We start from the raw sequence: 13,894 nt of genomic DNA, 5'->3' as shown, positions 1-13,894 counted from the left end.
ATTCGGACGGCCTAGGGCGGTTAACGCACGAGCTTGCGGATGACTATGCCCACGATGAGTGTGGTGAACAGCATGCCCGCCACCGTGAGCAGGATGGCGAGCGCGGTCCATTTCGCTGTTGCGAGCTCCGATGGCATGCCTGTGCCGACGTTCAGCCAGAGAGCGAGGGCGAGGACGAAGCTCTTGCCCACATCCGTCACGTCGGTCAGACCGCGGCCGGGATCGCGCACAGCGCCGGACAGGTGGAAAGCCACGCCTGTAGCCAGGACCCCGGCCGCCAGCACCCGCGCCGGGTTGCGGGCCCGGACGCCCCAGCCGAGGACGCCGCCGAGGAAGCCTCGTCCGACGGCGCGCCGCAGAAGGGGCAGCGCTGTCGCCTCACGCTGCCGCGCGAGGTAGTAGAGCTCGTCGACCTCGCGGTTCCGGTTTCTCTTGGCCAGAGCGGACCGCACGGACTCCAGGGCGACGGCGGTCACTTCGGTGAAGGAGCGTTCCACGAACGACAGGGCTTGTGCGCCGTTGCGGAACACCTGGCCGGCCAATTCCATGTCACCGATGCTGGACGCGTTGTCCAGACTGTAACGGGAGCCGCCGGAAGGTAGTCCGAGGGTGCCCGTGACAGAGGAATCACGCAGGCTGATCACCGAAGACGCATCCGAGGCCGAGGTGAGGGTCGCGACAGTCGTGCGGTGAAGAGCGAGTCGTGCGGCCACACCGGGCCTGGTGCCGCCGCCTGAGCTGTCGCTGAGCCCGAGGTTGCGCACATCTACCGAGCCGCTCACGGTGCTGTTCGTGATAGTGCTTTCCTCGGCGGGAATGATCAACCCGTTCATCCGTACGGTCTCACTGCAATGGAGCTCGCTCGCCCGCAGCGGCTCGTCCAGCCGGACTCGCTGCAGAATGAGTTCGCGGGTCTCGACGTCTTCGAGTCCCAGCGTGGACAGCCAGAGGTCATCGAACCTGAGATCTTCCCGAGCTTTCAGGTCTCGGACGAACACACTGGGTCTGCCGAGACGACCGCTCGTCGCTTGGCTGCGGACCGTCAATGAGGAAGCCCGCGAGTTACTGACGTGAAGCGTCCCGCGCAGGGCGTTGATCTGTACGAGTTCCTCCACTCGGAGGCGCTCTAATCGAGTGGCCCCGCAGGAGTGCAGAGCAAGGAAGTCCAGGGAGGAGTCGATGACTGTGACCTCACATCCCATCGACGCGTTGCGGATGATCAACCGCCCGATACGGGAGTTCATCACCATCAGTGCGTCCGCTTCCACGTGATCGATGACCAGTTCATCGATGTGGCAGGACCGCACGGTCAGCGCGCCATCGATGCTCATACGTTCCAGGGAGACACGATCGGCCGACACCGTGTCCAGGAGCAGATCTGCTGTGACCTCGTCCTGGTTCAGGTGAACGCTGCGGTCGTTCACGGTGCGTTGCCGGCCGATTCGAGCCAGATCCTCCAAAGTCCGGACGACTCCCATCTACGTCCCCCCAGTTGTGTCCGTGGAATTCTCGGCGGTCCCGCCTCGGCACAGTCACGGGTGAGGCCGTGTCGTGCTTCGGAGGACCGTGCCGTTGTCCGGGCTGAGTCCGAGCGCAGTGAACAGTGCATCCGTGCCCACGGTTACCGGGGCGTTGTCGAGCGCGTAGACGATCTGCTTGGCGGCGGTTACCGGATCGGTGCGGTCTGTGCGGATCACGAGATCGAAGAGGTCTCGCACGTCGGAGGCGTACAGGTCTTGTGCCGTCTCGTCCCAGGCGGCGACCCGCTTTGGTGTGTCCGTGTCCTTCCGCGCATGCGACCGTCGCTCGCACTCGTTCCGCGGAATCCAGAGGAGGACGCGTAACCATGATGTCGACTCGGCCCGTTGCAACAACGTTCGCATGTCCGTGACATTGCCGATGTGGGTTACCGGAACCCTGCCGCGGTGCTGCGGTTCCGTGAGGGACAGTTCGTCGACCGCGTAGACGTTGCCGTAGCGCCGGGTCTCGACGAGGATCCTGCTCTGGCGGCGCAAGTCCTCGAGCTCTTCAGCGTCGACGAACCGGTACCCGACCGACCTTCCAGTCCCTTGTTTCAGCTTGATGATCGGTTCGAAGCGCTGATCGACGGAGCGGAGTGCATCCGTCACGGTGTCCTTGCCGGCAGTCGGGGGCCCGTACAGAACGACGGCGCTCACGCATCTCCCATCATCCACTGAGCGATGGACTCGACCTGTTCGGCCAGCGGACGCGTCACGTTGATCCGGTTGTCGACCACGTGATGGGGCGCGACCGGTCGAAGTCCGACGTTCACACCGTTCGTGTACGCGGGCCAGTGCGTCAGCTTCCATGTGTCGCGTGAGGCGTTGCGCGAGATCAGCCGGTTCCGCATCGACTCCAGGTCGCTGTCCACCCAGAGCATCTCGAAACGAACCCGGGCTCTACTGCACCGTCGTGCTACGCGAGAGGTCCACTGCAAGTCGGTGCTCTCGGCGAGAAACGGCGCCACGGCGACCACGGAAGTACCGCACTCGAGGTTTTCCCAGACTGCCTTCATCAGGCATTGGTATTCCAGCGGCCTGGCGTGCTCCAGATACGTGGTGCTGTGGCGGTCGTCCGGATCTCCGCCCAGGGCCGTCAGGAGTCTTTCGGTCATCGGCCGACTGATGGTGTCCTTGTCGAGCATCGCCCAACCCGTCGCCGCCGCCAAAAGCTTGCCGGCCTCCGACTTACCCGAACCGGCATACCCGGCTACTAGCGCGAGAGTGGTGGTGCTCGTGCCTAACGCAGTGGTCACGCGTCCGTCCCCCGGGAGGTCTCGTTTCAACTAGGAACAGTTTAGAGGCGGCTGTGCGCAAGAACCATCACGCTTCTGGTGCGCTCCGGTCGCCCCACGAGGAGACTCCATGCCACCTGGGCAAGGGCTGACACCACACCACTTCCGCGTACTGCCGCCCCTCGCCGGGTGGCCGTACGAAGGTGCTCTGCCATCTCGCCATCGGCAGGTCACAAGGCGCGGCGCGAGTCGGACCACGAAGCAGTCACTCCTCATGGCGGCAACCAACGACGACCAGCTGTCGGATGAGAAGGCGACGGCGGTACCGGTAACGGCCTTGCTGTCGCGGACGGGGACGGCGGCATGGCCGGGCGGCGATCTCAAGGCACTCACCAAGAAGCCGCGCGGGCCCTCCGGTACGCCGCTGTTCTCCGGACGGGGAGGTTGGCGCGACGCCCACGACCAGCGAATGGCGCGCCTCACTCGCCCGCTTCTGCCTCAGCGACGGACTCGCGGAGGCTTCGTGCGTTAGCGGGTGAGCGCAGCAGGTACTGGGTCTCCTGCCTCGACGCTTCGGCCCCCGGCCTTGCCTTGCGCACGGGCTCGCCGGCCCTCCTGGCGCGGTCCTGCCGGCCCATCTGCGCCCGTGCGGCCCTCACCATGGAGGCGGCGGCGTCGAGCCCGGCGTCCGCCGCGTGCTGCCTGATCCGGGCACGGACCTCGGACGGCAGGCTGATCGAGATCCGCTCGGTCGCCATGCCCTCACGGTACCGCCGCCCAGCACCCGCGCATCGCTGTCGCACCCACCCGATACCGTCGCCCCATGGCCACCACCACGCCCCACACCCCCAACCTGGCCGTCCTCGAAGGCGTCCTGGAGAGGATCACGTACGCCAACGAGGAGAACGGGTACACCGTCGCCCGTGTCGACACCGGGCGGGGGGCCAACGATCTGCTCACCGTCGTCGGGGCGTTGCTGGGGGCGCAACCCGGGGAGTCCTTGCGGATGGAGGGGCGCTGGGGCTCCCACTCGCAGTACGGGAAGCAGTTCCACGTCGAGAACTACCGGACCGTCCTCCCCGCCACGATCCAGGGCATCCGGCGCTACCTCGGCTCCGGGCTGATCAAGGGCATCGGGCCGGTCATGGCCGACCGGATCACCACCCACTTCGGCGTGGACACGCTCGACGTCATCGAGCGCGAGCCCAAGCGGCTCATCGAGGTTCCCGGGCTGGGCCCCAAGCGGACGAAGATGATCGCCGCCGCCTGGGAGGAGCAGAAGGCCATCAAGGAGGTCATGGTCTTCCTCCAGGGCGTCGGCGTCTCGACGTCCATCGCGGTGCGGATCTACAAGAAGTACGAGGACGCCTCGATCTCCGTCGTGAAGAACCAGCCCTACCGCCTGGCCGCCGACGTCTGGGGCATCGGCTTTCTGACCGCCGACAAGATCGCCCAGGCCGTGGGCATCCCGCACGACAGCCCGGAACGGGTGAAGGCGGGGTTGCAGTACGCCCTGTCGCAATCCACCGACCAGGGCCACTGCTTCCTGCCCGAGGAGCGGCTGATCGCGGACGCGGTGAAGCTGCTCCAGGTGGACACCGGGCTCGTCATCGAGTGCCTGGCCGAGCTGGCGGAGGAGCCGGAGGGCGTCGTACGGGAGAAGGTGCCGTCGCCCGAGGGCGGCGAGCCGGTCACGGCGGTGTACCTGGTGCCGTTCCACCGGGCGGAGATCTCGCTCGCCGGGCAGGTGCGGCGGCTGCTGCGGACGCCGGAGGAGCGGATGCCGGCCTTCGCGGACGTGGACTGGGAGAAGGCGCTGAAGTGGCTCGGCGGCCGGACCGGGGCCACGCTGGCGCCCGAGCAGGAGGCCGCCGTGCGGCTCGCGCTCACCCGGAAGGTCGCCGTGCTGACCGGCGGCCCCGGCTGCGGCAAGTCGTTCACGGTCCGGTCCATCGTGGAGCTGGCCCGGGCCAAGAAGGCGAAGGTGGTGCTGGCCGCGCCGACCGGGCGGGCCGCCAAGCGGCTGTCCGAGCTGACCGGGGCCGAAGCCTCCACCGTGCACCGGCTCCTCGAACTGAAGCCCGGCGGCGACGCGGCGTACGACAAGGACCGCCCGCTCGACGCCGATCTGGTCGTGGTGGACGAGGCGTCGATGCTCGATCTGCTGCTCGCCAACAAGCTCGTGAAGGCGGTGGCACCGGGTGCCCACCTGCTGCTCGTCGGCGATGTGGACCAGCTGCCGTCCGTGGGGGCGGGGGAGGTACTGCGGGACCTCCTCGCCGAGGGCGGCCCGGTGCCGGCGGTCCGGCTGACCACCATTTTCCGCCAGGCCCAGCAGTCGGGCGTCGTCACCAACGCGCACCGCATCAATTCCGGCGTACCGCCCCTGACTCAGGGGCTCAGTGACTTCTTCCTCTTCGTGGAGGACGAGACGGAGGAGGCCGGGGTGCTCGCGGTGGACGTCGCGTCCCGCCGTATTCCGGCCAAGTTCGGGCTGAACCCGCGCCGGGACGTGCAGGTGCTCGCCCCCATGCACCGGGGCCCGGCCGGGGCAGGGCATCTCAACGGCCTGCTCCAGCAGGCGATCACCCCGGGCCGGCCGGGCGTGCCCGAGAAGCGGTTCGGCGGCCGGGTCTTCCGCGTGGGGGACAAGGTCACCCAGATCCGTAACAACTACGACAAGGGGGAGAACGGGGTCTTCAACGGCACCGTGGGCGTCGTCACCGGCCTCGACCTGGACGAACAGCGGCTGACGGTCCTCACCGACGAGGACGAGGAGATCGGCTACGACTTCGACGAGCTGGACGAGCTGGCCCACGCGTACGCCATGACGATCCACCGTTCGCAGGGCAGCGAGTACCCCGCCGTCGTCATTCCGGTGACGAAGAGCGCCTGGATGATGCTCCAGCGGAACCTGCTCTACACCGCCGTGACCCGGGCCAAGAAGCTTGTGGTCCTGGTCGGCTCGCGGCAGGCGATCGGCCAGGCGGTCCGCACGGTTTCCGCAGGCAGGCGCTGTACGGCGCTGGATCACCGGCTTCGCGGAGGCGGCGACGGAGGATCATCGGCGGACCGTCGGTAAAAATGATCGATCAAAACGGTGGGAAACATCACGGAGGTCTTCCGGAACCGCAGTCAAGGGGGCAGGATGGCTAAGTTCGCGGCACTCAGTGCCGCGAGTAGGTCCAATGGACGACCCCGAGTGCACTCTCCTGAGCCAAATGGGGGAGGGTGGAGACAGTCAGGGAACCTCGAAGAAGAGGCACTACGTCGGTGAGGGATGACGTGAGCGAGCACACCAACAACGCTGTGGTACTGCGGTACGGCGATGGCGAGTACACCTACCCGGTGATCGACAGCACCGTCGGCGACAAGGGCTTCGACATCGGGAAGCTCCGGGCGAACACCGGCCTGGTGACGCTGGACAGCGGATACGGCAACACCGCTGCCTATAAATCGGCCATCACCTACCTCGACGGCGAGCAGGGCATCCTGCGCTACCGCGGCTACCCGATCGAGCAGCTCGCGGAGCGTTCGACCTTCCTCGAGGTCGCGTACACGCTGATCAACGGTGAGCTCCCCAAGGTCGACGAGCTGTCGACCTTCAAGAACGAGATCACCCAGCACACGCTGCTGCACGAGGACGTCAAGCGGTTCTTCGACGGCTTCCCGCGCGACGCCCACCCGATGGCCATGCTGTCCTCGGTCGTCAGCGCGCTGTCCACGTTCTACCAGGACAGCCACAACCCGTTTGACGAGGAGCAGCGCCACCTCTCGACCATCCGGCTCCTCGCCAAGCTCCCGACGATCGCCGCGTACGCGTACAAGAAGTCGATCGGTCACCCGTTCGTCTACCCGCGCAACGACCTCGGCTACGTCGAGAACTTCCTGCGCATGACCTTCTCGGTCCCGGCCCAGGAGTACGAGCTCGACCCGGTCGTCGTCTCGGCGCTCGACAAGCTGCTCATCCTGCACGCGGACCACGAGCAGAACTGCTCGACCTCCACCGTCCGCCTGGTCGGCTCCTCGCAGGCGAACATGTTCGCCTCGATCTCCGCCGGCATCTCGGCGCTGTGGGGCCCCCTGCACGGCGGCGCCAACCAGTCCGTCCTGGAGATGCTGGAAGGCATCCAGGCCAACGGCGGCGACGTCGACTCCTTCATCCGCAAGGTGAAGAACAAGGAGGACGGCGTCCGCCTGATGGGCTTCGGCCACCGGGTGTACAAGTCCTTCGACCCGCGCGCCAAGATCATCAAGGCCGCCGCGCACGACGTGCTGTCCGCCCTCGGCAAGTCCGACGAGCTGCTGGACATCGCGCTCAAGCTGGAGGAGCACGCGCTCTCCGACGAGTACTTCGTCTCGCGCAACCTCTACCCGAACGTGGACTTCTACACGGGCCTCATCTACCGCGCGATGGGCTTCCCGACCGAGATGTTCACCGTGCTCTTCGCGCTCGGCCGGCTCCCCGGCTGGATCGCCCAGTGGCACGAGATGATCAAGGAGCCGGGTTCCCGCATCGGCCGCCCGCGCCAGATCTACACCGGCGAGGTCCTGCGCGACTTCGTCCCGGTCGAGGGCCGCTGAGCGCCCCTCACGCATCACCCGGCCCTGACTGACGCCGGATCCCCGCGCCCCCGTCTGCCGCGCCCTCGCCCCGAGCGACGCGGCGGGTGGGGGCGCGTGGTGTTCCGGGGGAGCGTGCAGGAGCGGGCTGGGTGCGTACGCCGGCGCGCGCGCCGGTCCGGGAGCGCTCCCGCGTAAGAGAGAAGCGCCTCGCCATCGATCCCCCCACGGGCCGACGGCGAGGCGCTTCCCATGTCCCGGAGCGGATTCCCCCCACGGGATCCGGCCGGGCGTTCAGTGGGAGCCGGAGCTCCTGGGCTGTTGCCTCGGTACTGCTTGTCCTGCTGACGTGCTGTGGTCTGCCGGGGTACGTACCGACGGGAGGGCCGCTCAAAGCTTCCCGGTGTACGTGCCCCGGCCCACTCTTGCCCGGAGCATCCCCCAAGATGCTCCGCAGGACGTCCCCCAAGACATCCTTGGCATCGCACTCTAAGACTTATGAACCCATCGAATGGTTACCCTGAAGCCGATGTGATCTGGATCTCATTGTGGATATTACGTGAAGGAGCGCAGGCGCAGGCTGTTCGTCACGACGAAGACCGATGAGAAGGCCATCGCCGCTCCGGCAATCATAGGGTTGAGCAGCCCAAATGCCGCAAGGGGTAGGGCGGCCACGTTGTAGCCGAATGCCCAGAAGAGGTTGCCCCGGATCGTGGTGAGGGTGCGCCGGGAGAGACGGATGGCGTCTGCTGTCACCTTGAGATCTCCACGAACCAGGGTCAGATCGCTCGCCTCGATCGCCGCGTCGGTACCCGTGCCCATGGCCAGGCCCAGGTCGGCCTGGGCCAGCGCGGCGGCGTCGTTGACCCCGTCGCCGACCATGGCGACGACCCGCCCGCGCTCCTGGAGACCCCGGATGACGTGCGCCTTCTCCTCCGGCAGCACCTCGGCGCGGACCTCCTCGATCCCGGCCTCGCGAGCCACGGACTCCGCCACGGCACGGTGGTCGCCGGTCAGCAGGATCGGTGTGAGGCCGAGATCCCGGAGCGCCGCGACGGCCTCCGCACTGGTGTCCTTGATCGCGTCGGCGACTTCCAGGACCGCGCGCGCCTCACCGTCCCAGCCGACCGCGACGGCCGTACGCCCTTGAGCGGCGGCATCCGCGACGGCGGAGGCCAGGGCGTCGGGGAGGGTGAACCCGGCCTCGACGAGGAGCTGTTCGCGGCCGACGAGGACCGCGTGGCCGTCGACCACGCCCTGTACGCCGAGGCCGGGGAGGTTGGTGAAGTCGTCGGGGGTGGGGAGGGGTGTGCCGGTGCGGTCGGCGGCTCCGGTGGCCACGGCCTGGGCGATGGGGTGTTCGGAGGCGTGTTCCAGGGCGCCGGCGAGGCGGAGGGCGTCGGTCTCGGTGGTTCCGGGGGTGGTGTGGACGGTCTGGAGGGTCATCCGGCCGGTGGTGACCGTGCCCGTCTTGTCGAGGACGATCGTGTCGACCCGGCGGGTGGACTCCAGGACCTCGGGGCCCTTGATCAGGATGCCGAGCTGGGCGCCGCGCCCGGTGCCGACCATCAGCGCGGTCGGTGTAGCGAGGCCCAGCGCGCACGGGCAGGCGATGATCAGGACCGCCACCGCCGCCGTGAACGCGGCCGTCACGTCGTCGGTGGCCAGCAGCCATCCGACGAGCGTGGCGAGGGCGATGAGCAGGACGACCGGGACGAAGACCGCCGAGATCCGGTCCGCGAGGCGCTGCACCTCGGCCTTGCCGTTCTGCGCGTCCTCGACCAGCTTCGCCATCCGGGCCAGCTGGGTGTCCGCGCCGACGCGGGTCGCCTCCACGACGAGGCGGCCGCCCGCGTTGAGCGTCGCGCCGGTCACCGTGTCGCCCACGCCCACGTCCACGGGAACGGACTCGCCGGTGAGCAGGGACGCGTCCACCGCCGAGGAGCCCTCGACCACGGTCCCGTCCGTGGCGATCTTCTCGCCCGGCCGGACCAGGAAGCGGTCGCCCACGGAGAGCCGGGCGACGGGCACCCGGATCTCGGTGCCGTCACGCAGGACGGTCACGTCCTTGGCTCCGAGGTGCATCAGGGCGCGCAGCGCGGACCCGGCCCTCCGCTTGGACTTCGCCTCCAGATAGCGGCCCAGCAGGATGAAGGTGACGACGCCCGCCGCGACCTCCAGATAGAGGGTGGACGAGGCGTCGGCCCGGGAGGCCGTCAGGTCGAAGCCGTGCCGCATGCCGGGCATCCCGGCGTCCCCCAGGAACAGCGCCCACAGCGACCAGCCGAAGGCGGCGAGGGTCCCGACGGACACAAGGGTGTCCATGGTGGCCGCGCCGTGCCTCAGGTTGGTCCAGGCGGCCCGGTGGAAGGGCAGCCCGCCCCAGACCACGACGGGCGCGGCGAGGGTGAGCGAGAGCCATTGCCAGAAGTCGAACTGGAGGGCGGGGACCATCGCCAGGGCGACCACGGGGGCGGCGAGCACGGCGGAGACGACGAGCCGCTGCCGGAGGGCGGTGAGGGCGGGGTCGGGGGTGGTGTCGGGGTGCGGCGGAGCTTCCGGTTCCGGTTCCGGACGGGGTGCGCGAGGTGCGGGCCCGGGGGTCTGCGGGGACTGTGGGGTCTGCCGGGCTTCCGTGGCGGCGGGCCGGCGGGTCTGCGCGACGGCCCCGGGCACCGGCTTCGCCGTGTAGCCGGTCCTCTCCACCGTGGCGACGAGATCGTGCACGGACACGGCGGTGCCGTCGTAGCTGACGCGGGCCTTCTCCGTGGCGTAGTTCACGGTGGCCGTGACGCCGTCCATCCGGTTGAGCTTCTTCTCGACGCGGGCCGCGCACGAGGCGCAGGTCATCCCGCCGATCATGAACTCGGCCCGGGAGGGCTCCGCCGGGGCGCCGGCCTCCGTCGCGGTGTGGGTGTCCGATGCACTGTGCATGTCCGAGCTCCTGGAACGCCGACCGGGCCGTACCCCACCAGTATCTGCTGGTCGGTGCGGCCCGGTCGGGACGGGGTGACGCGGGTGGGTGGCTGCCGGGGCGGTCAGGCGCGGCCGGTGAGCTCGTAGCCGGCCTCGTCGACGGCGGCGCGTACGGCCTCGTCGTCCAGGGGGCCCTGCGAGACCACCGTCACCTGCCCGGTGGACGCCACGGCCTTCACGGAGGTGACACCCTCGATAGCGGAGACCTCTTCGGAGACGGCGCCCTCGCAGTGGCCGCAGGTCATGCCGGTCACCTGGTAGACGGTGGTCACGCCGGACTGCCCGGCGCCGGCACCCGCGCTGTCGTGGCAGGAACCGCTGGGCGAGCAGCAGGAGCCGGTCGCCTGGGGGAGCTGGGTCTCGGCGGTCATGGTGTTCTCCTCTTCGACGGGCACACGGGGCGGAGGGGCGCACACCGGTGCGCCTCCACATCCCCACTTTATACCCCTAGGGGGTATGGCGCGAGTGAGGGCGGGCCGCCGTGTCGTCGGGGGCCATGGGCGCGAGGTACCGGTGGAGGACCGCCTTCACCTCCCGGATGTACGCCTCCCGCTCGTCCCCCTCGTGCGCCAGGATCACGTCGAGCCCGGACTTGAAGATGTTGAAGGTCATCGTGGCGATCCGGGCGATTTCGGCCGGAGGCTTGTCCGGCAGGTATCCGGCGAGAATCGTCTCGACGCGGCTGAGCATCGTGACGTGCACGGCGTCGTGCTCCTGGGTGACCATGCCGGGGATCTCGGAGCCGTGCATCAGGACGGTGAAGGCCGGGTTCGCGCAGTTGAACTCGATCAGCGGGTCGAGGGTGGCGTCGAGCATCCGGTCCAGCGGGAGTTCCAGGTGGTCGGCCAGGAAGGCGGCCCCGTAGGTCTCCCGCCAGCGGGTCAGGAGGTGGTCGCCGAGCTCGATCGCGATGGCCTCCTTGTTGGGGAAGAACTGGTAGAGCGTGCCGGGGGAGACCCCGGCCTCGCGCGCGATGGCATTGGTGCTCGCGGCGGTGTAGCCGGTCGTGCAGAACACCTGGGCGGCGGCCTTGAGCAACTGCGCGACACGGGCCTCGCCCCGGGCCTGCCGCTTGCGCGGCCGGGCGGGGGTGTCGGCCTTGCCGGTGGTCCCGGCGCCTTTCGCGGCCCCGGCGCCTTCGGCGTCCGCCGCTCTGGACTGCGACACGGTGAATCCCCAGCTTTCGTGCACGGTTGACAAACACGAGTGGTCGCTCGCATTCTGGAGAAACGCGAGCGATGGCTCGTGTTTGCCAGTGTATGTGGCAATGACTGATCCATGCTGCCCTGCGCGGCTGCTTCGTGCTGCCGCCCCGTGCGCCCGGATCCGGGGGAAAAGGGGATACCGCGCCATGCCTGAAGTCAACGGCCCGCAGCGACTGGGAGGCTGGACGCGCTTCGTCACCGCGCGTCCCCGGCTCTCCCTGCTGGCGGCTCTGGTGATCACCGCGCTCGCGGTCCTCGCGGGCAGCGGGGTCGCCGACCGGATGGGCAGCGGTGGCTGGGAGGCCCCGGGCGCCGAGTCGACCTACGCCACGAAGGCGCTGGAGCGCGGGTTCCCCGCCTCCCAGCCGAATCTGCTCCTGCTCGTCGATAGCGGCGGCGCTTCCGTCGACGACCCGGCCGTGGCCGCCGAGGCGGCGCGCCTGGCGAAGCGACTGGCCGGTGAGGCCGATGTCGTGGGCGTCCGCTCCTACTGGCAGGACAAGGCCCCGGCGCTGCGTGCGGAGGACGGCAAGGAGGCGCTGATCGCCGCCCGGATCGAGGGCGACGACAAGGCGTCGGGCGAGGTGCTGGACCGGATAGCCCCGCACTACCGGGGCGGGCACGGGCCGGTGCGCGTCTCGGTCGGCGGGCCCGTGGCCGTGCGTCACGAGATGCAGACGATCATCCAGGAGGACCTGCTGAGGGCCGAGATGATCGCCCTGCCGGTGACGCTGGTGCTGCTCGTCATGGTCTTCGGCAGCGCGATCGCCGCCCTGCTGCCCCTCGGCGTGGGCATCGTCGCCATCCTGGGGACCAACGCGGTGCTGCGCGGCATCACCGAGTTCACCGACGTCTCCGTCTTCGCCCAGAACCTCACCACGGCACTCGGGCTCGGACTCGCCATCGACTACGCCCTGTTCATCGTGCGCCGTTTCCGCGAGGAGCTGGCGGCCGGCGCCCCGACCCGGACGGCCATCGGGGCGACGCTGCGCACGGCGGGCCGGACCGTGCTGTTCTCCGCGCTGACCGTCGCGGTGTCGCTCGCCGCGATGCTGGTCTTCCCGCAGTACTTCCTGCGGTCGTTCGCGTACGCGGGCATCGCCGTGGTGCTCCTCGCCGCCGCGGCCGCACTGATCCTCCTGCCGGCCGCGCTGATGCTCCTCGGCCCCCGGGTCAACTCCCTGGACCTCCGGAAGCCGCTGCGGCGGGGGCGCGCGAAGCCGCAGGCGCAGGCCGGTGCCGGGTGGGCCCGGTTCACCGCGCTCGTGATGCGCAGGGCGCCGGTCTTCGCGGTGGTCACGAGCGTCGGGCTCATCCTCCTCGGACTGCCCTTCCTGGGGGTGAGGTTCGGTACGGCGGACGACCGGCAGCTGCCCGCCTCCTCCGAGTCCCACGTGGTGCAGCAGCACCTGCGGGACGGCTTCCCGGGCAGTCCCGGCGGAAGCCTCGACATTGTGGCGGAGGGCGGGGCGACACCCGCTCAGTACGCCGAGTACCGCAGCCGGCTCGCCGCGCTGCCGGGGGTCCTCAGGGTGGACGGCCCGGTCACGGAAGGGCGGACCGCCTACTTCAGCGTGCTGGGCAAGGGCGAGCCGGTGGGGGAGGAGACCCAGCGCCTGGTGAAGGACCTGCGCGCCGAGCCGGCCCCCTTCGACACCTCGGTCACCGGGACGGCGGCGGTCCTGGTCGACTCCAAGGCCGCCATCGGCGACCGGCTGCCGTGGGCGGTGGGCATCATCGCCGTGGTGACGCTGGTGCTGGTGTTCCTGCTGACCGGCAGCGTCCTGATCCCCGTCCAGGCCGTCGTGCTCAACGCCCTCAGTCTCACCGCGATGTTCGGGGCCGTCGTCTGGGTCTTCCAGGACGGGCACCTGTCCGGGCTGCTCGCTTTCACCAGTACCGGTGACATAGAGACGACGCTCCCGGTCCTCATGTTCTGCGTCGCCTTCGGACTCTCCATGGATTACGGGGTGTTCCTGCTCTCCCGGATCAAGGAGGAGTACGACCGCACCGGCGACCACGAGCAGGCGGTCTCCTTCGGACTGCGGCGCACCGGCGGGCTGATCACCGCGGCGGCCGTGATCCTGGCGGTCGTGATGGTCGCCATCGGCACCTCGCGGGTGACCAACACGAAGATGCTCGGCCTCGGCATCGCGCTCGCCGTGCTCATGGACGCGATGGTGGTCCGCAGCCTCCTCGTCCCGACGGTCATGAAGCTGATGGGCCGCGCGAGCTGGTGGGCCCCGGGTCCGCTGCGGAGGTTCCACCAGCGGTTCGGCCTGAGCGAGGGCGAGCCGGGCCGTCCGGAGGCACCGGAGTCCATACCGGAGCGGGACGCCGAGGCGGAGCGGGTGCCCAGCGGCGCGTGAGCCGGAGGGGGCGGGCGGGGCGGTCG

Annotated in this window: 11 protein-coding genes; 3 read left to right on the top strand and 8 right to left on the bottom strand. The window is 69.3% G+C overall.

Annotated elements, in window-relative coordinates; all coding sequences use genetic code 11:
• Positions 1 to 20: 20 nt before the first annotated feature.
• From G3I41_RS20830 to G3I41_RS36465, 5 genes are all read right to left on the bottom strand, one after another.
• Positions 21 to 1,424 (bottom strand): hypothetical protein, encoded by a 1,404-nt coding sequence (locus G3I41_RS20830; RefSeq protein ID WP_343242191.1) that lies wholly within the window; start codon positions 1,422 to 1,424, stop codon positions 21 to 23.
• A gap of 108 nt (positions 1,425 to 1,532) precedes the next feature.
• Positions 1,533 to 2,177, bottom strand: a complete 645-nt coding sequence (locus G3I41_RS20825; RefSeq protein WP_164401907.1) for a guanylate kinase — start codon at positions 2,175 to 2,177, stop codon at positions 1,533 to 1,535.
• Positions 2,174 to 2,776 (bottom strand): AAA family ATPase, encoded by a 603-nt coding sequence (locus G3I41_RS20820; RefSeq protein ID WP_164401906.1) that lies wholly within the window; start codon positions 2,774 to 2,776, stop codon positions 2,174 to 2,176. The genes G3I41_RS20825 and G3I41_RS20820 overlap by 4 nt, the downstream gene beginning before the upstream one ends.
• Positions 2,777 to 2,806: 30 nt before the next feature.
• Complete coding sequence (locus tag G3I41_RS20815) at positions 2,807 to 3,148, bottom strand: DUF397 domain-containing protein (protein WP_343242192.1); 342 nt, start codon at positions 3,146 to 3,148, stop codon at positions 2,807 to 2,809.
• Positions 3,149 to 3,234: 86 nt separating this feature from the next.
• On the bottom strand, positions 3,235 to 3,513 hold the full coding sequence (locus G3I41_RS36465; RefSeq protein WP_203601414.1) for a hypothetical protein: 279 nt from the start codon (positions 3,511 to 3,513) through the stop codon (positions 3,235 to 3,237).
• Positions 3,514 to 3,578: 65 nt separating this feature from the next.
• Between G3I41_RS36465 and G3I41_RS20805 the strand changes: the two genes are divergently transcribed.
• Positions 3,579 to 5,837: an ATP-dependent RecD-like DNA helicase gene (locus G3I41_RS20805; RefSeq protein WP_164401905.1), complete on the top strand. Its 2,259-nt coding sequence runs from the start codon at positions 3,579 to 3,581 to the stop codon at positions 5,835 to 5,837.
• Between the two features lie 203 nt (positions 5,838 to 6,040).
• Complete coding sequence (locus G3I41_RS20800) at positions 6,041 to 7,339, top strand: citrate synthase (RefSeq protein ID WP_018518088.1); 1,299 nt, start codon at positions 6,041 to 6,043, stop codon at positions 7,337 to 7,339.
• Between the two features lie 534 nt (positions 7,340 to 7,873).
• On the opposite strand, the gene G3I41_RS20795 is transcribed toward G3I41_RS20800, so the two are convergent.
• The 3 genes from G3I41_RS20795 to G3I41_RS20785 all read right to left on the bottom strand — a co-directional run bounded on the left by G3I41_RS20795 (position 7,874) and on the right by G3I41_RS20785 (position 11,461).
• Positions 7,874 to 10,252, bottom strand: a complete 2,379-nt coding sequence (locus G3I41_RS20795) for a heavy metal translocating P-type ATPase (RefSeq protein WP_164401904.1) — start codon at positions 10,250 to 10,252, stop codon at positions 7,874 to 7,876.
• Between the two features lie 104 nt (positions 10,253 to 10,356).
• Positions 10,357 to 10,665 (bottom strand): heavy-metal-associated domain-containing protein, encoded by a 309-nt coding sequence (locus tag G3I41_RS20790; RefSeq protein ID WP_203601413.1) that lies wholly within the window; start codon positions 10,663 to 10,665, stop codon positions 10,357 to 10,359.
• Between the two features lie 76 nt (positions 10,666 to 10,741).
• The gene (locus G3I41_RS20785) at positions 10,742 to 11,461 is read right to left on the bottom strand and encodes a TetR/AcrR family transcriptional regulator (protein WP_164401902.1); all 720 of its coding nucleotides are present in this window, start codon (positions 11,459 to 11,461) and stop codon (positions 10,742 to 10,744) included.
• Between the two features lie 184 nt (positions 11,462 to 11,645).
• On the opposite strand from G3I41_RS20785, the gene G3I41_RS20780 reads away from it, so the two are divergent.
• Entirely contained in the window at positions 11,646 to 13,868 is a 2,223-nt protein-coding gene (locus G3I41_RS20780) for an MMPL family transporter (RefSeq protein WP_164401901.1), read from the top strand.
• Positions 13,869 to 13,894 lie beyond the last annotated feature (26 nt).

Origin of the sequence: Streptomyces sp. SID9727 (assembly GCF_010550605.1) — a bacterium.
In the GTDB taxonomy this organism is placed as follows: Bacteria; Actinomycetota; Actinomycetes; order Streptomycetales; family Streptomycetaceae; genus Streptomyces.
This window is presented reverse-complemented; position numbering and strand designations above follow the sequence as displayed.